Genomic DNA, 22,190 nt, shown 5'->3' with positions numbered 1-22,190 from the left:
GTGAAACCCGCCACTTGTCTTACAGACGGAAACGACTGACCAACGCCTGCAGGTGCCCACCCAAACGCGCCAATTCGGCGCTGGAGGCGGCGGTTTCTTCGCTGGCACCGGCGGTCTGCTCGGAGATGTCGCGCACGCTGATCACGCTGCGGCTGATCTCCTCGGCCACCGCACTCTGCTCCTCGGCGGCGGCGGCGATCTGCTGGTTCATCGACTGGATGTTGGACACCGCCTGGGTGATGCTGGCCAGCGAGCTGCCGGCCTGGCGGCTCAGCTCCACGCTGCTGTCGGTGATGTCACGACTGGCGCGCATGGCGGCCGCGACCTGCTGCGTGCCGCTCTGCAGGCCGGCGATCAGCGCTTCGATTTCCTCGGTAGATTTCTGCGTACGCTGCGCCAGGCCACGCACCTCGTCCGCCACCACGGCAAAACCACGCCCGGCCTCACCGGCACGCGCCGCCTCGATGGCGGCGTTGAGCGCCAGCAGGTTGGTCTGCTCGGCCACCGACTTGATCACATCCATCACGCTGCCGATCTTGTCGCTTTCCTTCTGCAGACCGGTCATCGCCTCGGAAGAACGCCCCACCTCGGCAGCCAGACGTTCGATCTGCGCGACCACCTGGTTCACCACCTGATTGCCCTCACGGGCCTCGCCATCGGCAGCAGTGGCGGCATGCGCAGCCTGCTCGGCGTTCTGTGCGACCTCCTGCACGGTGGCCGACATTTCATGCATGGCGGTGGCCACCTGATCGGTCTCCTGGCGCTGATGGTTGGCACCGGCACTGGTCTGCTCGGTCACGGCCGAGAGTTGCTCGGCAGCGCTGGCGATCTGCGCCACGCCGTCGCGAATGCCGCCGATCAGTTCGCGCAGGGTACTGGCCATCTGGGCGATGCCCTGTTGCAGCAGGCCCAGTTCGTCGCGACGCACCACCTGCTGGGTATCGGTCAGGTCGCCCTCGGCGATGCGCCGCACCGCGCCCAGGGTGTCACGCAGCGGATGGGTGATCTGACGGGTGATCAACCAGGCCGCCAGCACGCCAAACAGCACCGCCAGAAGCACGGCGACTATCTGCCAGGTACGCGCCTGACTGCTTTCGATAGCCAGACGCTCGGTCTGGAACGCGTACAGAGCATCACTGATGCGCACGATCTCGCGCTGCTGATCGGTCATTTCCTGACGCGTACGGGCGATGTCCTGAGTGGCCTGCTTGAGGGCCTGCATGGCCTGGGCGTAGCTGCCGAGCAGCGTCTCGATCCGCGTGACATCATCGCTGCGCTGTGCGCCGAAGGCCTCGCGCAGCGGCTCCAGGGTCGCACGTGCAGCCGCCAGACGGGCTACCAGCGCCTGCTCGGTATCGCTGTCCGCGCTGTTGTCATAGCGTTCGAGCAGGTAGCGCACACTGAGCAACTCGCCCTGTGTCTGATTCAGTGCCTGCAACTGGCCGAAACGGCGACCATCGTATTCCGGCAGCAACTGCACGCCACGCTGCAGGCCCGCCAGCACCTGAGCCAACTGTTGTGCTTCGTCGGCCACCCGGCGCCGAGCCTGCTCGGCTGCCGCGTAGGCCGAACGCATGCCCGCCAGCGACTGCTGATAGGCCTGGTTGTAGCCATCCTGCTCACGCAGCAGCTTGACGTTGACCGGATTAGTGAACGTCTGCAGCAGCTTCCTCTGCTGTTGCAGGTAGATGTCCAGACTGCCGAGCAGGCGCTCGGTAGTCGGCGCATCGCCCTTGGCCAGCATGAACTGCAGGCGTGCGACGCGCAGGTTGGTGAGGGTGTTGTTGAGCTGAGCGATCTCGCTCATCCAGGTGCTGCGCTGAATAACGCTGCCGAGGCTGCTCCAGGCAACCCAGGCGAGCGCCAGGGTGAGTGCCAGAACCAGCCCGAAGCCGAGTGCCAGCTTGCGCGTAACGCTGAGGTTCGCAAACCACGAATGCATGAACAGTCTCCACGAGAGTCTTGGGGTTGCGCTGGAGAATTGTTCTTTTTGAAGCCAGCAAGGTCTGTGCTGACGCAGGCGAAGCGGCGGGAGGCACAGCCATTTATCGACTCCGTCACAAAACGGCAAAAGGCTGTGTTACCGAGGATTTCAAGCGACCATCGGACGTGGCGAGCGCCACGCCCGATCAGGAGGATCAGACCCGGAAGCGATTGACCAAGGTCTGCAGGTGAGTCCCCAGACGCGCCAGTTCCACCGAGCTGGCGGCGGTCTCTTCGCTGGCCTCGGCGGTCTGCTCGGCGACATCGCGCACATTGACCACGCTGCGGCCGATTTCCTCGGCCACCGCACCCTGCTGCTCGGCAGCTGCGGCGATCTGCTGGTTCATCGACTGGATGTTGGAGACCTTCTGATTGATCACCACCAGCGCATCGCCGGCCTTGCGCGCCAGACCGACACTGCCCTCGGTCAGGCTGCGGCTTTCCTGCAGCACGCTGGCCACCTGCTGGGTACCTCGTTGCAGGGCGCCGATCAGGCTCTCGATCTCTTCGGTGGACTGCTGGGTACGGCGTGCCAGGTTGCGCACTTCATCGGCGACCACGGCAAAACCGCGCCCGGCCTCACCCGCTCGCGCCGCCTCGATGGCGGCATTCAGCGCCAGCAGGTTGGTCTGATCGGCGACGGCCTTGATCACATCCATCACGCTGCCGATCTTCGCGCTTTCCTGCTGCAGCAGATCCATGGCCTCGGTGGAGCGCACCATCTCGCCCGCCAGTGCCTCGATCTGGCCGATGGCCTCGACCACCACCCTGCCGCCTTGATTCGCTTCGGCGTCGGCGTCGATGGCAGCACGCGATGCATCCTCGGCGTTACGCGCGACCTCGTGAACCGTGGCGGACATCTCCTGCATGGCGGTCGCCACCTGGTCGGTCTCGAGCTTCTGGCTGTTGACTCCGGCGCTGGTCTGCTCGGTCACCGCCGACAGCTGTTCGGCGGCGCTGGCGATCTGGCTGACGCCATCACGGATGCCGCCGATCAGCTCGCGCAGGGCATTGCCCATGCGCTGTACGCCTTGCTGCAGCGCACCGATCTCATCGCGCCGGGAGGTGTTGGGTATGGCAGTCAGATCGCCCCCTGCAATGCGCTCCACAGCGGCCAGAGTCGTGGCCAGCGGTACGGTAATCTGCCGCGTGATGGCAATGGCCGACAGCACGCCAACAGCCAACGCCAGCAGGGTCGCGATCACCTGCACGCTCTTGGCCATGGACGCGTCGGTATTGCTCTGCTCGACCTGATTGCGAATCAGCTCGTCGCTCAGACGAACGATTTCCGCTCCTTGTCGATCCAGCTCGTCACGCGCCTGGATGACGGCCGTATTGGCCTGCTGGAAAGTCTGCACGGCCGTGCGGTAACCCTCGAAGGCAGCCTGGATCGCCTTGACCTGCTCGGGAGCCTGAGCACCGATGATGCTATCGAGCTCATCGAGGCTCTCGCGAGTGCGCTGCAGTTGCCGCGTCACGGCCGCTTCGGTATCGGCGTTGACGTTGGCGGTGTAACCGCGCACCTCGTAGCGCATCAGTTGCAGCCCTTCCTTGGCGTCACGCATGGCGCGGTAGCTGGCGAGCCGCTGTGGGTCGTATTCGGGAATACGCAGCACCAGGGTCTCGATCTGCTCGAGCTGGGCGAAGGCGTCACGGGCCTGGCTGCCCATTTCACCACGCGCGGTACTGGCCTGACGGTAGGCAGCCTGCATGGCATTGAGCGAGGCCTGATAGAGATCGATCTGCTCGCTCTGAGCCTTGAATCGAGCAACGTTATCGGGATTGGTGAAATGCGCGCTGACGCGCTCATGGGCCTTTCGATACTGCTCCAGCGACTGCTGCATGCGCTCGGCCAGGGTGTTGTCACCATTGCTCGCGATGTAATGCAGGCGGCTGACGCGCAGGTCATCGAGCAGATCATTGACGTCGTTGATTTCGACGACACGCTCACTGCGCTCGGTCAGACGTCCAATGCTGTCCCAACCGGAAGCAGCCAGCACCAGGGTCAGCAGGAGGACGAGGCCGAAACCGAAGGCCAGTTTGAATGTGACACTGAGATTGCCGAGCCATTTGCTCATGTAATTCTCCAACCGAGGATCGGGGTTTCTGCAACCGCTGGAGAATTGTTCTTGTTACCAGACCGGAATTGTTCGGCACTTTGAGAAGTGACCAGGCGGTCGACAATATCACGGCGCCACTATTGCGTCATTCATCTAGTTGACTGATCTCAGGACTTTTCAGGAACTGCAGCCAAAAAGCCTGAGTGGGCGGCGCGGTTACCGGTCCGCAGCAGGCTCTAGCGCTCATCCTCGCCCCGGAGCAGATGACGGCGTATCAGAGGCGCATTGCTGGCGTCCCAATTCATCAACCAACACTCGTCCGCCCGGCTCATCCAGACAGGCGCCAGCCGCCAGAAGAAGACCACCGGAAACCGACAGTCAAAGCTGCCGTTCATCTACCCTACCGAACCCGCCCTCTTGCCCGGCCCGATTTGCTAGGCTTGCGGCCCTCTTCCAAAAACCTCTCGGATACACCGCCATGCGTGCCTTGATCGCCTTAAGCCGTTTCGTCGGCAATACCTTCGCCCTATGGGTATTGCTGTTCGCCATTCTGGCCTTCTTCCAACCGGCCTGGTTCCTGCCCCTGACCGCCTGGATCGTGCCACTGCTGGGCCTGATCATGTTCGGCATGGGCCTGACCCTGAAGACCGAGGATTTCCGTGAGGTGGCGCGGCGCCCGGTCGCCGTGCTGATCGGCGTGCTGGCGCAGTTCATCATCATGCCCTGCACCGCCTGGCTGCTGTGCCAGGTCTTCGGCCTGCCGGCGCAGATCGCCGTGGGCGTCATCCTGGTCGGCTGCTGCCCTGGCGGCACCGCTTCCAACGTGATCACCTGGTTCGCCCGTGGCGACCTGGCGCTGTCGGTGGCGATCACTTCGGTGACCACCCTGCTCGCCCCACTGGTGACGCCGGCGCTGATCTGGCTGCTGGCGTCGGAATGGCTGCCGGTATCGTTCAGCGCGATGTTCGTCTCGATCCTGAAGATGGTGCTGCTGCCCATCGTCCTGGGCCTGGTCGCCCAGCGCCTGCTCGGCGAGCGGGTAAAAACGGCGGTGGATGTGCTGCCGCTGATCTCCGTGGTGAGCATCGTCGCCATCGTTGCCGCCGTGGTCGCGGCCAGCCAGGCCAAGATCGCCGAGTCCGGCCTGCTGATCATGGCCGTGGTGGTGCTGCACAACGGCATCGGCCTGGCACTGGGCTACCTGGCCGGCCACCTGTTCGGCATGCCGCTGGCACAGCGCAAGACGCTCTCCATCGAGGTCGGCATGCAGAACTCTGGCCTGGGCGCCGCACTGGCCAGCGCCCACTTCAGCCCGCTGGCGGCGGTGCCAAGCGCGCTGTTCAGCGTTTGGCACAACCTCTCCGGCCCGCTGCTGGCGACCCTCTATCGCCGCATGGGCAACGATACGCCAGAGAAAAACGGCTGAGCCGAGGGTCGTCAGCTCGTTCGCACCACGGGCTAACGACGCTCTCCACGCAGTTCGCTTACCCGCGCCTGCAGCAGGTCACGCGTGGCCTGCTCGGGCGCAATGGCCTCACCCGCCACCAGCGTCACCCGTGACCACAGACGCTTGAACAACCCCTTGTTCGGGTCGTAGCTGAAGAAGCTGCCCCACAACCCCTGCAAAGCCATCGGAATCACCGGCACCGGGTTCTCATCGAGGATGCGCTGCACCCCGCCCTTGAACTCGTCGATCTCGCCGTCACGGGTCAGCTTGCCCTCGGGGAAGATGCACACCAGCTCGCCGTTGCGCAGGTACTCGGCGATCTTCTTGAACGCCGCGTCGTAGATCAACAGGTCCTCGTTACGCCCGGCGATCGGCACGGTGCCGGCGGTGCGGAAGACGAAGTTGAGCACCGGCAGGTCGTAGATCTTGTAGTACATGACGAAGCGCACCGGCCGGCGAATGGCGCCACCGATCAGCAGCGCGTCGACGAACGACACGTGATTGCACACCAGCACGGCCGGCCCATCCTCGGGGATGACCTGCAGATTGCGGTGCTCGACGCGGTACATCGAATGCCCCAGCAGCCAGATGAGAAAGCGCATGCTGAATTCGGGGACGATCTTGAAGATGTAGCTGTTGACCGCGACGTTCATCAGCGAGGCCACCAGGAACAACTGCGGGATGGTCAGGCCGGCGACGCTGAGGAAGAGGATCGCCGCAATGGCCGAGGCCACCATGAACAGCGCGTTGAGGATGTTGTTGGCGGCGATCACCCGCGCCCGCTCATGCTCGGCGGTGCGCGACTGGATCAGCGCGTACAGCGGCACGATATAGAAACCACCGAACAGACCGATGCCGAGGATGCTGCCGAGGATCCACCAGGCCTGGCCATAGCCGAGCAACGCCAACCAACTGTGCGGCGCAGCACCCTCGGGGAAGCCGCCGGAGCACCACCACAGCAGGATGCCAAAGAAGGTCAGGCCGATGGAGCCAAAGGGCACCAGACCGATCTCCACCTTGTGTCCGCTCATGCGCTCGCAAAGCATCGAACCCAGGCCGATGCCCAGCGAGAACACGGTAAGAATGAGCGTCACCACGCTCTCGTCGCCGTGCAGCCATTCCTTGGAATAGGCCGGGATCTGCGTCAGGTAGATCGCGCCGAGAAACCAGAACCAGGAGTTGCCCACCAGCGAACGCGACACCGCCGGACGCTGGCCAAGGCCGAGCTTCATGGTCAACCAGGACTGACGCAGGATGTTCCAGTCCAGCTGTAGCGTCGGCATCGCCGCCGCCGCACGGGGAATGCCGCGACTGGCCAGGTAGCCCAGCACCGCCACCCCCACCACCGAGCCGGCGACGATCGAGGCGTAGCTGCTGCTGGCCATCATCACGCCGGCGCCGATGGTGCCAGCGAGAATCGCCAGGAAGGTTCCCATCTCCACTAGCGCGTTGCCGCCGACCAGCTCGTTCTCCTGCAAGTGCTGAGGCAGGATCGAATACTTGACCGGGCCGAACAGGGCCGACTGCGTGCCCATGGCGAACAGCACCGCCAGCATCAACTCAAGATTATTCAGCAGCACCCCAGCAGCCCCGGCGAGCATGATGAAGATTTCCGCCAGCTTGATCTGACGAATCAGCGCGTCCTTGGCGAACTTCTCGCCGAACTGACCGCCGAGCGCAGAGAACAGAAAGAACGGCAGGATGAACAGCAACGCACAGAGGTTGACCAGCAGATCGCGGTCGGCGTCGGTGTTGAGCTTGAAGAGGATGGCGAGAATCAGCGACTGCTTGAAGATGTTGTCGTTGAAGGCGCCGAGCAATTGCGTCACGAAAAACGGCAGGAAGCGCTTCTTGCCGAGCAGGGCGAATTGCGATTGTTGGGTCATCGTCCATGGTCCTCGCGGGGGTCGGATTTGCCCGCACCTGCATTTGACTGCATATCCCCGCCAGAAAGCCACAAGCGCCCATCACCCCGCACCTCTCCCAGCGACCGCCTGGGCCTGAAGCGCCACACCTGCGGATTAACGAAAACTTAAAATCCATGTCATCAGACAAGAAAAAAGATAACTAACGCACAACTTCCGAGCACAAAGAAGAACAGTGATACATAATGGAGCAGGAACGGCGACGAACTAATGACGCCAAAAAATCCCCCAAAAGCAGCGAAACTATTTTTTGACGCTGGAAATAGTGAAAACTATAAGTTATTGATTTTATTGCTATTTTTAAAATCAATAAATAAAAAATAAAAAAACAACACCAACCAAAACTAGAGCTATTGAAATACCAAAACATTCGCCCTAGTATCCGCGCTAATTGCACACCAGCACCAACACACCAATAAAAAACAAAGTGATTGCGCGATAGCACATGCGCAGTCAGTACGTGTGTGTTTGCCTGGAATAAGCGCAGCAGATTTAGCCAATAACTTAGTGTTGAGGGGATGGAGCGATGAGAATCAGTATCTTTGGACTGGGTTATGTTGGGGCGGTCTGCGCAGGCTGCCTGTCAGCGCGCGGCCATGAAGTGATAGGCGTCGATGTCTCGCAGACCAAGATCGACCTGATCAACCAGGGTAAGTCCCCCATCGTCGAGCCAGGACTTGCCGAACTGCTCCAGGCAGGCGTCAACAGCGGCCTGCTGCGCGGCACGACCGACGTCGGCGCGGCCGTGCTGGCCAGTGATCTGTCCTTCATCGCCGTAGGTACGCCGAGCAAGCGCAACGGCGACCTGGATCTCGGCTATATGGAGTTGGTATGCAAGCAGATCGGCGCCGCCCTGCGTGACAAGGACGCACGTCACACCGTGGTGGTGCGCAGCACGGTGCTGCCGGGCACCGTGAAAAACGTGGTGATTCCGCTGATCGAAATGGAGTCCGGCAAGAAAGCCGGCGTCGACTTCGGCGTGGCCACCAACCCCGAATTCCTCCGTGAAAGCACGGCCATCAAGGACTACGACTTTCCGGCCATGACCGTGATCGGCGAGCTGGACAAGCAATCCGGCGATCTGCTGCAGGAGCTGTACAGCGAACTGGACGCGCCGATCATCCGCAAGACCATCGAAGTTGCGGAGATGATCAAGTACACCTGCAACGTCTGGCACGCCACCAAAGTGAGCTTCGCCAACGAGATCGGCAATATCGCCAAGGCCTGCGGCGTCGACGGCCGCGAGGTGATGGACGTGGTCTGCCAGGATCACAAGCTCAACCTCTCCAAGTACTACCTGAAGCCTGGCTTCGCCTTCGGCGGCTCCTGCCTGCCCAAGGACGTGCGCGCCCTCACCTATCGCGCGGGGCAACTGGATGTCGAGCATCCGTTGCTGGCCTCGATCATGCCGAGCAACCGCGCCCAGGTGCAGCGCGCCTACGACATCATCTCCACCTACGACAAACGCCGCGTCGGCCTGCTGGGCCTGAGCTTCAAGGCCGGCACCGACGACCTCCGCGAAAGCCCGTTGGTGGAACTGGCGGAAATGCTCATCGGCAAGGGCTTCGAGTTGCGCATCTATGACAGCAACGTCGAGTACGCCCGTGTCTTCGGCGCCAACAAGGAATACATCGAATCCAAGATCCCGCATGTCTCCTCGTTGCTGTGCAAGGAACTGGAGGAAGTGGTCGAGGCTTCCGATGTATTGATCCTCGGCAACAACGAGCCGCTCTTCGCCGAGGTACTGCAGAACCTGGGCAGCGACAAGCAGGTAGTAGACCTGGTCGGCTTCATGAAACACAGCACTCAGGAAAACAGGGAAGGCATCTGCTGGTAAGCATCCCCCCGAACGGCAGCGGCATATGCACGCTGCCGGGGGGGCATGGTCGAGACCAATGGTCTTTTTGCACTGCCTAGTAGGTTGCCAATCCGTGTTTGCACAGGAGTGACGAGATGATTCCCCTGATTTTGTCCGGCGGCAGCGGCTCGCGGCTCTGGCCGCTGTCGCGCAAGCTTTACCCGAAACAGTTCCTGCCACTGACCGGCTCGGCCACGATGCTGCAACAGACGCTGCAGCGCCTGGCCCCGAAGGGCCTGCACAAGCCCATCGTGGTGTGCAACGAAGAGCATCGCTTCATCGTCAATGAACAGCTCAGCGCCATCGGTTGCGAAGCGCACAGCATCCTGCTCGAACCCTTCGGCCGTAACACTGCGCCTGCCGTGGCCATTGCCGCCATGCACCTGTTCGCTGCCGGCCGTGACGAACTACTGCTGGTACTGCCGGCCGACCATGTGATCGAGGATCATGAGGTCTTTCACCAGGCGCTCGACCTTGCTCGGCAGGCTGCCGAGCAAGGGGAGATGGTGCTGTTCGGCGTGCCTGCCGAACGCGCCGAAACCGGGTACGGCTACATCAAGACCGGCACGCTGCAGGACGACCTCCCCGAAGGGGTAATGCCGGTGGAGCGCTTCGTCGAGAAGCCCGATCTGGCCACCGCGCAGGCATTCGTGGAACAGGGCGGTTACTTCTGGAACAGCGGCATGTTCCTGTTCCGCTGCAGCCGTTATCTGGAAGAGCTGCAGAAGCACGACCCCGATATCTACGACACCTGTCAGTTGGCGCTGAGCCGCAGCAAGAGCGATCTGCAGTTCATCCGTATCGACCCCAGTTCCTTCGCTTGCTGCCCGGACGACTCCATCGACTACGCGGTGATGGAGAAGACCGAGCGTGCCTGCGTGGTGCCGCTGGCCGCTGGCTGGAACGATGTCGGCTCCTGGTCCGCGCTGTGGGAAGTACGCAACAAGGACGCCAACGGCAACAGCCTGTCGGGTGATGTCCTGGTGCATGACAGCCACGACTGCCTGGCCCATAGCCAGAGCAAGCTGGTCACCCTGGTCGGCCTGCAGGACGTGGTGGTGGTGGAAACCAAGGACGCGGTGATGGTCGCGCACAAGGATCGCGTGCAAGACGTCAAGCAACTGGTCAATAGCATGACCCGCGATGGCCGCAGCGAGGCGCTCAACCACTGCCAGGTCTATCGCCCATGGGGCAGCTACGACTCCATCGACAACGGCAATCGCTTCCAGGTCAAGCGCATCGTGGTCAAGCCCGGCGAACAGCTCTCGCTGCAGAAGCACCATCACCGTGCCGAGCACTGGATCGTGGTATCCGGCACCGCGCGAGTGACCTGTGACGACAAGACCTTCCTGCTCTGGGAAAACCAGTCGACCTATATCCCCATCGCCGCCGTGCACCGCCTCGCCAACCCCGGAAAGATCCCCCTGGAGATCATTGAGGTGCAGTCCGGCGGTTATCTCGGCGAGGACGACATCGAACGCTTCGAGGACGTCTACGGGCGCAGCGACAACATCCTCGGCTAGCCAGGAAAGCGCTGCTGCCAATGCCTCGGCAGCGGCGCTCATCAATGAAGGAAGCACGTCAAATGCAAAGATCCTTTGCAGACAGATTGAACAAGTTCTTGGGCTGGGCCTGCCTCATCGCCCTGATCCTGCTCGCCTCGGAAATGATCGATCCGGCCTACCTAGATCCGGCGCATCAGAAGTTCATCTTCCTGATCGGGGCACTGGGCATGTGGCGCTATGGCAATGCGGTGATGCATTACCTGCGCGGCATGTACTTCCTGCACTGGCGCTTCCCACGTATCCGCAAGGCGGTCGAGCGGATGGGGACGGCGGCACTGCCTGAGCACATGTTCATGGTGGTCACCAGCTTCCGTATTCCCACCCAGACCACTTACAAGGTCTATCAATCGGTGTTTCAGGAAGTGCAGCGCATGCCCGTGCCCTGCACGGTGATTGCCTCGATCGTGGAAAAGAGCGACGAGAACTTCATCAAGGACATCATGCGTCAGGAAGTGCGTGGGCGTGACGATATCGATCTGGTCATCGTGCGCGCCCGTGGCACCGGCAAACGTGACGGCCTGGCCCATGCCTTCCGTGCCCTGTCACGGCGCATGCCGCTGGAGAACTCGGTGGTCGGCGTGGTCGATGGTGACACCCTGATGCTGCCAGGCTGCGTCGAGCGTGCAGTGAGCCTGTTCGCCTATCTGCCCAGCGTCGGCGGTCTCACTACCAACGAGTTCTGCGAGGTCGAGGGCAGTCGCCTGATGCGCGAATGGCACACCCTGCGCTTCGTCCAGCGGCACATCAACATGTGCTCGATGGCGCTTTCCAAGCGTGTGCTGACCATGACCGGGCGCCTGTCGTTCTTCCGCGCCAGCGTGATGACCGACCCGGCGTTCATCAAGGACGTCGAAGCCGACTACCTCGATCACTGGCGCCTGGGACGCTTCCAGTTCCTCACCGGTGACGACAAGTCCTCCTGGTTCAGCCTGATGCGCGCGGGCTGGGACACCTTCTACGTGCCCGACAGCCACACCCTGACCATCGAGCACCCGCCCAGCGACAGCTTCTTCCAAGCCACCCGACAACTGATGTACCGCTGGTATGGCAACTCGCTGCGGCAGAACTTCCGCACCACCCGGCTACTGGGTTTCAGTCGCCTGGGGCTGTTCACCATGTATGTCCTGTACGACCAGCGCGTGTCCATGTGGACCTGCCTGATGGGCCTCAGCGCTTCGGTGGTGGCCGGCCTGCTGTTCGGTATCCAGTACCTGCTGCTGTACCTGTTCTGGGTGCTGCTGTCGCGCACGCTGGTGACACTGCTGTTCTTCTTCAGCAAACACCCGGTCGATCCGTTCTACCCGTTCGTTCTCTATTACAACCAGATCGTCGGCTCGGTGATGAAGGTTTACACCATGTTCCACATGAACCAGCAGAGCTGGACGCGACAGAAAACCACGCTCAGCAATGGCAGCGTCAGTTTCGATGCAGCCCTTAACCGATGGACGTCGAAGGGCATGCTGTTCTCCTCGATCGCCATCTTTTTCGGGGTCATCTCGATCCTGCTCGAACTCACGCAACACTAAGCAAAGGCGCGCAGACCATGAGTAGCACTGTACTTCCCGCAAACATCGTTCATGAGGCCATCGACGAGCGTCAGTTCGTTCGCGCCAAGATCCCTGCCCGCGTCATCCTCGAGGGTAACGGGCTCAAAGGCCTGGAATGCGAAATAGAAGATCTGTCGCTGGGCGGCCTCGGTCTGTTGCTGGCTGAGCCCATGACCATCGGCAGCCTGTTCGATGCCTCGATCAAGCTGAAATTGAACAAGATCGACCTGAACATCGAAACCAAGCTGAAGATCGTCTCCCAGCGCAACAATCAAGTTGGCGCCGAGTTCGTCAACCTGGATCGGCAGAAAAGCGACATCCTGCGCTACATCATCTCGTCCTACATGTCCGGGGACATGGCCGATATCAACGGTCTGTTCAACGTGATGCAGCGCGAGAACTACATCAAGGAACGCAAGCAAAAGAACGCCGAAGCACGCACCGTCGGTGAGCGCCTGCGCGCCCTGTTCGGCTCGCTGCTGTTCCTCGCCGTCGGCCTCGCGGCTCTCGCCCTGATCGTCTACAAGAGCTACCTGCTGTTCTTCCAGATGCAAGCAGCACAGGCCGTGGTCGGGGCCAACGCCTACGTCGTCAGCATGCCGGAAAACGGTAACCTCAAGTACCTGATCGCCCCTGAACAAACGGAAGTCAGCACCGGTCAGCCACTGGCCAGCGTCTCCACCCAACTGGCCAGCAGCCTGACCAGCCCGACGGACATCGCCGCCCTGGCCAACCTCTCGGAACAGGACAGCGCCGCCCTGCTCGGCCGTGTAACCGTGGAAACGGTGATCGCCAGCCCATGCAATTGCAGCCTGTACTACCCCAAACCGCGTCAGGACGGCTTCGCCTACAAACAGGACGCGCTGGTACATCTGCTGCCGCTGGATCAGCCACTGAACATCAAGGCCAGCATTCCCTTCGCGCAGATGAACAAGCTCGAGCGTGTGCGTGGCGTGGAGATGCGCGTACTGGGCAGCGACCAGGTCTTTACCGGCGAGATCATCGCCAGCCGTTTGGACGATCAACGGCAGATGGTTGAACTGACCATCAAGCCGGATCAAGACCTGCCGCGCAACGACTATCAGTTGCCGGTGGCAGTCGACTTCAGGCTCGGCCTGCCCACGCGCTGGACATTCTGAGGTCGCCATGTCGATCAGATTCATCCTTTGCACAGGCGCCATGACCCTGGCGCTGAGCGGTATGGCACAGGCCGAGCGCAGCCTCGACCAGGTGCGCTATGCGCTGTTTCAGGACAACCAGGCAGCGGTGGAAGACGACCTGCGCCTGCTGTCCCAGCGCGGCGACCTGGCCGCCACGCGCCTGCTCGGTGAGATATTGGCCAGCCGCAGTCCAGCCAATACCGCGCAGGCCATCGCGCTGTTCAAGCAGGCCTTCGCCGATGGCCGTGGCGATATCGGCGCGTTGATCCCCCTGGCCCGCCTGGTGGACTACAAGCCACGCTGGCGTGCTGCCAATCGTGACTTCATGCGCCAGGCGCTGACGCGCTTTGCCGCCGAGCGTGACTTCGTCAACGTCGATACGCGCCTGGAAGTCTTTCTGGTCTACCCGGAACTGTTCAGCCAGGCCGAGGCGATGCAACTGATCGACCTGTATGACCGCGCCTGCCTGATCTACTGCCACGCCGCGCTGTACCGGGCGGTGGCAGCCGCACGCCAGGGTGACCGTAGCGAGGCCGGGAAGTGGTTTGAGCAGGCAGTGGAAAGCGATGCGCGTGCGGTGAACCGTTACTACGTCTTCCTCGGTGAACAGCGCAACGAACTGTTCCGCGCCTTCGCCACCCGCCTGGCCCCGCGCATGGACAGCCTGCCGGTGGATCTGGTGCAACGCATCGCCCAGCAACTGAGCGAGGTGCGCAACGCCGAGATCAGCACCTACAACAACAACCGTCCACTGACCCGTGCACAGACCGATGAAGAAAAGGCCGAACGGGAACAGAAGGCACAGGCGCAGGCCAGCCTGATCGAACAGATCGACCGTGAAGTGCTGTTGTGGCTGGATAACGCCATCGCCCGCGACTTCGGTCCGGCCATGGTCAGCAAGGCCTATTTCCTCATGACCGCCCCGGATCGCTATGGCCCGGAGCAGGTGATCGAACTGATCCAGCGCCTGGAGCAACGCCAGGGACAGAACCTCAGCCTGAGCATGGCCGAGCGCGAAGACCCGATCACTCCGCAACGCATCAAGGCCCTGCGCGCCAGCCTGCACATGGTGGTCTGGCGCACCCTCGACCCCCACCTGAGCCAACGCCTGATCGCCGAACTGCAAGCAGAAGGCTATCCCGAAGCGGCACTGCTCGAAGGCGACCTGTACAGCCAGGGGGTGCTGGACGAGCCCGATCAGCAACGCGCCCTGGCGCTGTACATGGCGGAAGCCAAAAGCGGCTCGACCAACGCCCTGATGCGCATTGCCCGCCTGTACACCTATGGCCGAGCTATCTGCCGCGACAACGGCAAAGCCTACACCTTCGCCTTTGCCGCTCAGGAACTGGGCGATCAACGCGCAGAGAGGCTGGCAGAGGCGCTGAGCACACGCCTGACGCCCGAGCAACGCACTGCAGCCATCCGTGAAGGCAACCGACTTATCGAGGAATTCGCCCAGTGATCCGCTCTCATATCCTGCGCCATACCGCCCTGCTGCTCGCCTGCCTGCCCCTGACCCTGGTGCAGGCCGAAGAAGCCGATAGCCCGCAGACAGAGACCAGCAACCTGTCGCCAGAGCTTGAGCCCGTCACCTCCCTGCTTACCCACAAGCTCTTCATGCGCACCGGCTATGGCCCGGATGAAACCCGCCTGGGCGAGGATCGTCGCAGCTTCTTCAGCCTGCGCTACGAACCCTCCTACCACTGGTACTCTCCTGAGCAGCGCTGGGCCAAATGGGAAGCCTTCGGCCGACTGTGGCTGAATTACGACACCGACCCCAATGCCCTGCAGGCCGTGGAGGGCGATAACGACACCCAGGCGCGTCGCCGCCATGCCTACAGCGAGGCGCGCGAATTCTATGTACGGCGCAACCTGCTCGGCGATGACCCGCGCTTCTCGGCGACCCTGGGTCGCCAGCGCTTCAGCGACCGTTTCGGGATCTGGTGGGATGACAGCCTCGAAGCCCTGCGCCTGGACTACAACGACAGCTTCGCCACGGGCTTCGTCGCCGTGGCCGAGAAGTTCTACTACTACAACTCCGACGACAATCGCCTCGACCCGCGCGACAAGAACATCCGCTACCTGATGGCCGAGTATGCATGGCGCTGGCATGCCGACCACTGGATCGGCGTACGCCTGCTGCACGAGGACGACTACTCCGGCAGCACCACCGATGACCGCCAGGACTTCGATGGTCTTCGCTATGGTCTGTTCCTGCGTGGCGACACGCGCCAGTTGACCTCGCTGATCAGCGATTACCAACTGGAACTGGTGCGTCTCGATGGCGATCAGGAAATCACTCAGCGCAACGGCCTTCGTGATCGCAGCGACAAGAATGGCTGGGCCGTGGTCGGCGATATCGGCAAACGCTTCGAGGATCTGCCCTGGACGCCACGTGTCGGCTTCACCGCGGGCCTCACCGACCGTCCAGACGACAGCGGCAACGACGGTTTCAGCCTCAACCGCATCCAGTCGGATCGCCGCAACGACCCGTTCAGCTACAGCAGCCGTCTGGTTAGCAACCTGGTCAGCGTCAACCTGAGCAACCTGGCGTTCTATGGCGTCAGCCTGGAAACCCACCCCACCGACCGCAGCCAACTGGACTTTCGCCTGAGCGACCTGCGCCTGCGCAACGCCTCCGCGCAACTGCCACTGCGCACCACCACCGAGGGCGAGGTGCGCAACAGCGACGCCTCTAGCCACCTGGGCCAGGTGCTGGACGTCACCCACTACTGGCGCATGTTCCCGTTGGCCTACGAGGGCAAGCGCATCCAGCTCAACACCCTGACCAGCCTGAGCTACTTCCGTGCCGGCAGCGCGCTGGAAATCGGCGATGACTACCAACTGACCCTGGGCGTCACCCTGACGTACTGACCGAGAGTAGTGCCAGCATGATCTTTGCCTCCAACGTCTTCCTGTTCCTCTTCCTGCCGGTATTTCTGCTCTGCTATTACCTGGCAAGAGAGCATTGGCGTTCCTACGTGATCGTGCTCGGCAGCTACCTGTTCTATGCCTGGTGGCGCCCTGACTTTCTGCTGCTGTTCGTCGCCATTTCCTACTGGAACTACTGGTTCGGCCTGCGCATCAAGGCGCGCATGGATGCGGGTGAGAAAAAGATCGCCTTCCGCCTGCTGACCGTTGGCGTGCTCGGCAACCTGGCCACCCTGGGCTACTTCAAGTACGCCAACTTCGGCGCCGATGTGCTGGCGGCGATACTGGAGCCGCTGGGCATCAACACCTTCACCCTGGAACACATCATCCTGCCGCTGGGCATCTCCTTCTACGTGTTCCAGGCGCTGAGCTACATCGTCGACATCTACCGGCGCAACGCCGAGCCCACCGAGCGCTTCGTCGACTTCGCCGCCTACATCGCCATCTTTCCGCAACTGATCGCCGGGCCGATCCTGCGTTACAGCCTGATCGACAAGCAGTTGAAGCAACGCACCCATTCGCTGGAACTGTTCTCCCTGGGTGCCTGTCGTTTCATGCTCGGTTTCATCAAGAAGGTACTGATCGCCGACTCCCTGGCACCAATAAACGTGCTGTTCATCAGTGGCGGCAGCGCTGGAGACCTGCAAATGGCCGACGCCTGGTTCGGCCTGCTGATCTCCGCCCTGCAACTGTATTTCGACTTCTCCGGCTACAGCGACATGGCCATCGGCCTGGGCATGATGATGGGCTTTCGCTTCGCCGAGAACTTCAACCAGCCTTACATCGCCCAGAGCATCACCGAGTTCTGGCAACGCTGGCACATGACCCTGGCTGATTTCCTGCGTGACTACGTGTACATGCCGCTGGTACGCAAACGCCTGGTCGGCATGCTCACCGGGCTGGTGGTGACCATGCTGCTGTCGGGTCTGTGGCACGGACCGAGCTTCGCTTTCATCTTCTGGGGACTGTTCTTCGGTCTGGCCATGGTCAGCGAACGCAAGCTGGGTATCGCCACCAAGATCACCACGCCCTACAACTTCTGGCGCAACATGCGCTGCCTGCTGCTGCTGCTGTGCTCCATGCCACTGTTCTTCACCGGCAATCTGCCGCATAGCCTGCTGGTCTACCAGGCCATGTTCGGCTTCAACGGTTTCGGCTCGCTGGAGCCTTACTGGTTAGGCACCTCGGCCATGACCCTGAGTTTCACCCTGCTCACCGTGCTTTGGCTCGTCGTCGCCGGCACGATCAATCAGCGTTATTACGCCGGCAACAAGCAGCAGCCGTACTTCATGCAACACGTTGACGGCCTCAACACCCTGTTACTTTGGGCAGTCTTTCTGCTGACGCTGAGCCGTCTCGCGGCGAACTCCTTCTCCCCTTTCCTGTACTTCCAGTTCTGAGGAGACCTGCATGTTTCCCGTCATGAGTTCGGCCAGCAAGATCAATGGCATCCTCTTCATCGTGCTGCTGTTTGGCATGTTCCTGTATTCACTGCCACTGGTGTTCGGCTTCGCCGGTGGCCAGAGCCCCAGCCAGGCCATGGCGATGTTTCTCGATGGCAAGCTGGTGCGCAAGTTCGAGCACTACTACGACAAGAGCCTGTTCCTGCGCGACCCATCCGTCGAGCTGTGGGCCGATATTCAATATGCGCTGTTTCGCGAAGGCGCGAGCGGCGTGGTGCTGGGCCGCGATGGCTGGCTGTTCACCAACCAGGAATACCTGCTACCCGGCGCTCTGGAAGAGAACCTGGACAAGCAACTGGCTCTGATCGAGCAGACCCGCGAGCAACTGGCGGCCAAGGGCATGCGCCTGATCCTGCTGCCCATTCCGATGAAGCTGGACACCTACGCCGAACACGCGCGCCTGGCGCCCAGCGCACAACTCAGTGGTTTGTACGCGGACTTCCGCGCACGCCTGAGCGCGCGTGGCATCGCCTCGGCCGACCTGCGCAGTGCCTATCAACAAGCGGCCGCAGCCGTGCCCCTGTTCCTGCGCAACGATACCCACTGGACACCCCAGGGCGCCGACCTGGCCGCACGGACGTTGGCCGTACAGTTTCCCGAACTGGCCGGCAACACTCCCTACCTGACGCAGGCGGTGGGCGAAAAGCAGGTGCCGGGTGATCTGCTCAACTACCTCAAGTTCGACCCCAGGCTGGCCCCCAGTTACTTCGAGCCGGTACACATCGCTCTACACGAAACCCTCAAGGCGTCGTCACAGGATCTGGGTGACAGCCTGTTCAACGACGAGGCGGTGTCACTGGCGCTGGTCGGCACCAGTTATACGCATATCGAGGACTGGAACTTCATCGGCTTTCTCAAGCAGGCCCTGCAGCGTGATCTGGTCAGCGTGGCCCTGGAAGCACGTGGCCCGTTCGAGGCCATGAACACCTTTCTCGCCAGCCCGGCAGCCGCCAGCGGCGAAGTGCAAACCGTCATCTGGGAATTCCCCCTGCGCACCCTGCTCGCGCAACGCCAACTCCCCTTGCCCATCGCTCAATAATGAAGAGGTACTCCATGTTCACTCCCCTGCTTCGCGCCCTGTTCATGCTGCTGATCCTCGGCAGTGCCACGGCCCAGGCCGCACAGGACAACAATGCCGATCTGTATGACCCGGTGGCACCGGCCAACTCGGCGTTCATCCGTGTGCTGAACCTGAGTGAGCGCAACATCGAAGTCAGCCTGAGTGGCAAGAACAAGCCCCAGCTCGTCAGCAGCGGGCAGTTCGGTGGCTATCGTTTCGTTGCACCGGGCAAGCAGCTCATCAGCACCGGCGGGCAGACCCTGGAAAGCGAGCTCAAGGCCAACACGGCCAGCACCGTGATCTACCGCGACGGCAAGTTGCTGCTGCTGGCCGACAAGTTCGTCGACGAGCCGCGCAAGGCGCAGATCGCCTTCTACAACCTGACCGACAAACCGGCGGCCCTGAAGACCGTCGACGGCCAGCATGTGGTGGTCGATACCCTGCAGCGCGACCAGACCGGCAGCCGCATGGTCAACGAGCTGAAGATCGCCTTCGCCGCCTACGCCGACAACGACAAGCTCAGCAGCTTTGACGAGTTGTTCCTGAAGAAGGGCCGCTCCTACAGCTATGCCCTGCTGCCGGCAGGCAGCGGCTACCGCGCCATCACCCTGGCCAACAGCATCGACCCCACAGAATGAAATCCGAACGGCAGGTCCAACGAGTGAGCGGACGATGATCCCGACGAAGATGAAGCACTACCTTTCCCTGGCCATCGGCAGCCTGCTGACCAGCGCCCTGCAAACCAGCTTCGCTGCGGAACCAGCAAGCAAGACCGACGACTGCACGGATCTGCAATGCCTGATCTGCCCGCAACTGAGCGCGCCCGAGGAATACGCCGAGGGCAACATGAAGGCCCTCAAGCAGATCGTGCCCGGCAGTGATCGCTGGCTGTTCCGCTCCGAAGTGGATCTGACCAACGACTTCGGCATCCCACCCGCCATGCAGCCGGAATTCGCCCGCCTGATGCGCGCCTTCGCCAGCCACGGCACGCAGGTGGCAGTGGCGGTGCAGCCAACCCGTGGTCTGATGCATCGTGCCCAGCTCCTGCCGGGGCAAGCGCACGGCTTCGATTACGCTCTGGCCAGCCGCAACCTGCGCCATTTCCTGCAGCAGATGCGTGACGCAGGCGCCATCGTGCCCGACATCATGCCCCTGGTGGAGCAACCGCCGAAGGACTTCTTCTTCCGCCGTGACCACCACTGGACGCCCGTGGGAGCCGAGGCCGTCGCCAAGCTCACCGCCGAGGCCATCCGCCAGCAACCGGTCTACGCCCAACTCACGCACAAGGGCTACAAGACCGAGCAGAACATGACGCTGTACAAGGACGGCACCCTCAACCTCGGCCTGAACTCGATCTGCGGTAACCACTACGGCAACCAGTTCGTGCCCGGCTACCAGACCTTCCCGGAGAACAACGACGCCGCCCAGCTCTTCGAGGAACAGCCCGAGCCAGAGATCGTTCTGGTCGGTACCAGTAACTCCGCCGCCCGTGAAGACGAAACCAAGCAGTTCAACTTCGACGGTTTCCTCAAGCAGTACCTGAGCAGCGACCTGCTCAACTACGCCCTGCCCGGCGCCGGCCAGGACGGTTCGCTGCTGCAATACCTGCTATCGGACAACTACGCGCCGGACAAGGCCCCCAAGCTGATCATCTGGGAACTGCCCGCCAACTACCGTCTGGACGGCGAGACCACCTACCGGCAATTGGTGCCTGCGGTCAACGGTGGCTGCAAGGCCAGCCCCAGCGAACTCGAAAGACGCGTCGAACGCCCTGGCCTGCAGCTCAATGATCGTGTCGAATTGCTCAGCAATGCCGGGGAGCAACGCAAGGATCTCAAGGGCCGTGATGCCGTGCTGGACATCCGTATCAGCGACCGCAACCTGAAGAGCTTCTACATCATCACCTACTACGACAATGGCACCCGCGACAAGGTGTGGTTCCGCCGCGAAGCCATCGTCAACGGCGGGCAGTACTACCTGGAACTGAGCCGCGCCGCCGAGTTTCGCGACGCCAACCTGCTATCCGTCTTCCTCGAGCCCACCGAGGTCGTCGAGCAACCTCTTCAGATCGAGACCAAGCTATGCCTGTGACTACGTCAACCAGGTGGCTGGCTGCCGCCCTGCTGCTCGGTCCATTGAGCGCCAGCGCCGCACAATCGATCTGGGTCAGCCAGGCCACACCAGCCTCCAGGCTGGTGGCCGACTACCGCAGCCAGCGCTGTCCGAAAACGCCGCCACCCGCCTATACCGGCCACCTGCAACTCGACAGCAAATACGACCAGAGCGACAGCAGCAAATCACGCCTGACGGCCAATCAGAGCAAGGACACCCAGCGAATTCGCAAGCAGGTGCAGTACTACATCGGCGGCCTGGTCAAGGCCGGTGAAGTGTTCCAGCGCTCGAAGAAAGCCGACGAAGCCAACATTGCCCTGGCCTGCCTGGATCAATGGCTCGACGCCTGGGGTAGCCAATCGGCACTGCTCAGCGACGATGCCAGCAAGACTGGCGTGGCCGCACGTAAATGGGCATTGGCCGCCATTGCCTCGACCCTGCTCAAGGTGCGCGCCCTCAGCGATCAACGCTATCAGTTGAGCAACGTACAAACGCGCTGGCTCGGCCAGCTTTCGACCAAGGTGATATCCGAGTACGAGCCGCGTCGCCACGACCCTCGCATCTACTTCAACAACCATGATTACTGGGCCGCCTGGGCCGTCGCCGCCAGCGCCATGCTGCGCAATGACGATGTTGCTCTGGCCTGGGCCGACGTGGCCTTGCGTCGCGCCTTCGGCCAGATCACCAGCGGCCAGGGCGATTACGCCTACCTGCCACTGGAAGTCGCCCGAGGTCGCCTGGCCGCCGACTACACGCATTACGCACTGGTGCCACTGACCCTGCTGGTGGAAACGGCAGAACATAACGGCAGACCACTCACGACAGAAGAGCGCAGCAAGTTCGCCGCCCTGGCCAACTTCGCCGCGCGCGCCGTGCTCGAACCCAAGACCCTGCCTGAATTGACCCAGCGTCAGGCCGAGGTCGGTACGCACAAGATGGTCTGGCTGCTGCCGTTCATCACCCGTTATCCGCAGCATGCATGGGCCAAACGCCTCTATCAGGCAGACGGCCAAGACATCAACGGCTACAGCCAGGTGGGTGGCGATCTCAAGCCACTCTACCCTCGCCTCAACTGATAC

At 62.0% G+C, this 22,190-nt stretch carries 15 protein-coding genes and 2 pseudogenes; 12 read left to right on the top strand and 5 right to left on the bottom strand.

Features of this window, described 5'->3' with window-relative positions:
• Positions 1-19: 19 nt before the first annotated feature.
• The 4 genes and pseudogenes from ACODS1_RS01975 to ACODS1_RS01960 form a co-directional block, all read right to left on the bottom strand.
• A complete protein-coding gene (locus tag ACODS1_RS01975; protein ID WP_489084543.1) occupies positions 20-724 on the bottom strand; it encodes a methyl-accepting chemotaxis protein in 705 nt (234 codons plus the stop codon).
• Between the two features lie 198 nt (positions 725-922).
• Positions 923-1,807, bottom strand: a pseudogene (locus ACODS1_RS01970) (methyl-accepting chemotaxis protein); the annotation flags it as partial.
• Positions 1,808-2,138: 331 nt separating this feature from the next.
• Entirely contained in the window at positions 2,139-2,843 is a 705-nt protein-coding gene (locus ACODS1_RS01965; RefSeq protein ID WP_489084542.1) for a methyl-accepting chemotaxis protein, read from the bottom strand.
• A gap of 198 nt (positions 2,844-3,041) precedes the next feature.
• Positions 3,042-4,061 (bottom strand): annotated as a pseudogene (locus ACODS1_RS01960) (methyl-accepting chemotaxis protein); the annotation flags it as partial.
• Between the two features lie 460 nt (positions 4,062-4,521).
• Here ACODS1_RS01960 and ACODS1_RS01955 point away from each other — a divergent pair.
• Entirely contained in the window at positions 4,522-5,469 is a 948-nt protein-coding gene (locus ACODS1_RS01955) for a bile acid:sodium symporter family protein (protein ID WP_489084319.1), read from the top strand.
• Between the two features lie 32 nt (positions 5,470-5,501).
• Here the strand turns inward: ACODS1_RS01955 and ACODS1_RS01950 are convergent, their stop codons facing one another.
• The gene (locus tag ACODS1_RS01950) at positions 5,502-7,376 is read right to left on the bottom strand and encodes an MFS transporter (protein WP_489084318.1); all 1,875 of its coding nucleotides are present in this window, start codon (positions 7,374-7,376) and stop codon (positions 5,502-5,504) included.
• A 565-nt stretch (positions 7,377-7,941) separates the two neighbouring features.
• Between ACODS1_RS01950 and ACODS1_RS01945 the strand changes: the two genes are divergently transcribed.
• The 11 genes from ACODS1_RS01945 to ACODS1_RS01895 all read left to right on the top strand — a co-directional run bounded on the left by ACODS1_RS01945 (position 7,942) and on the right by ACODS1_RS01895 (position 22,187).
• The gene (locus tag ACODS1_RS01945) at positions 7,942-9,252 is read left to right on the top strand and encodes a nucleotide sugar dehydrogenase (RefSeq protein ID WP_489084317.1); all 1,311 of its coding nucleotides are present in this window, start codon (positions 7,942-7,944) and stop codon (positions 9,250-9,252) included.
• A 116-nt stretch (positions 9,253-9,368) separates the two neighbouring features.
• Positions 9,369-10,796 (top strand): mannose-1-phosphate guanylyltransferase/mannose-6-phosphate isomerase, encoded by a 1,428-nt coding sequence (locus tag ACODS1_RS01940; protein WP_489084316.1) that lies wholly within the window; start codon positions 9,369-9,371, stop codon positions 10,794-10,796.
• 62 nt (positions 10,797-10,858) lie between these two features.
• Positions 10,859-12,364, top strand: coding sequence for a glycosyltransferase (locus ACODS1_RS01935; RefSeq protein WP_489084315.1), 1,506 nt, complete (start codon positions 10,859-10,861; stop codon positions 12,362-12,364).
• 17 nt (positions 12,365-12,381) lie between these two features.
• Entirely contained in the window at positions 12,382-13,524 is a 1,143-nt protein-coding gene (locus ACODS1_RS01930; protein ID WP_489084314.1) for a PilZ domain-containing protein, read from the top strand.
• A 7-nt stretch (positions 13,525-13,531) separates the two neighbouring features.
• Positions 13,532-15,007, top strand: a complete 1,476-nt coding sequence (locus ACODS1_RS01925; protein ID WP_489084313.1) for a sel1 repeat family protein — start codon at positions 13,532-13,534, stop codon at positions 15,005-15,007.
• Positions 15,004-16,419, top strand: a complete 1,416-nt coding sequence (locus ACODS1_RS01920) for an alginate export family protein (RefSeq protein WP_489084312.1) — start codon at positions 15,004-15,006, stop codon at positions 16,417-16,419. The genes ACODS1_RS01925 and ACODS1_RS01920 overlap by 4 nt, the downstream gene beginning before the upstream one ends.
• 17 nt (positions 16,420-16,436) lie before the next feature.
• The gene (locus ACODS1_RS01915) at positions 16,437-17,876 is read left to right on the top strand and encodes an MBOAT family O-acyltransferase (RefSeq protein WP_489084311.1); all 1,440 of its coding nucleotides are present in this window, start codon (positions 16,437-16,439) and stop codon (positions 17,874-17,876) included.
• A 10-nt stretch (positions 17,877-17,886) separates the two neighbouring features.
• The gene (locus ACODS1_RS01910) at positions 17,887-18,978 is read left to right on the top strand and encodes an alginate O-acetyltransferase (RefSeq protein ID WP_489084310.1); all 1,092 of its coding nucleotides are present in this window, start codon (positions 17,887-17,889) and stop codon (positions 18,976-18,978) included.
• Between the two features lie 14 nt (positions 18,979-18,992).
• On the top strand, positions 18,993-19,637 hold the full coding sequence (locus ACODS1_RS01905; protein WP_489084309.1) for an alginate O-acetyltransferase AlgF: 645 nt from the start codon (positions 18,993-18,995) through the stop codon (positions 19,635-19,637).
• Positions 19,638-19,686: 49 nt separating this feature from the next.
• Positions 19,687-21,090: an alginate O-acetyltransferase AlgX-related protein gene (locus ACODS1_RS01900; RefSeq protein WP_489084308.1), complete on the top strand. Its 1,404-nt coding sequence runs from the start codon at positions 19,687-19,689 to the stop codon at positions 21,088-21,090.
• Positions 21,081-22,187 (top strand): polysaccharide lyase, encoded by a 1,107-nt coding sequence (locus ACODS1_RS01895; protein ID WP_489084307.1) that lies wholly within the window; start codon positions 21,081-21,083, stop codon positions 22,185-22,187. The genes ACODS1_RS01900 and ACODS1_RS01895 overlap by 10 nt, the downstream gene beginning before the upstream one ends.
• Positions 22,188-22,190: the final 3 nt, after the last annotated feature.

Source organism: Pseudomonas sp. FG29, from assembly GCF_057809355.1.
Note: the sequence above shows the minus strand (reverse complement) of the source record. Positions and strands in the feature narration are given on the sequence as shown.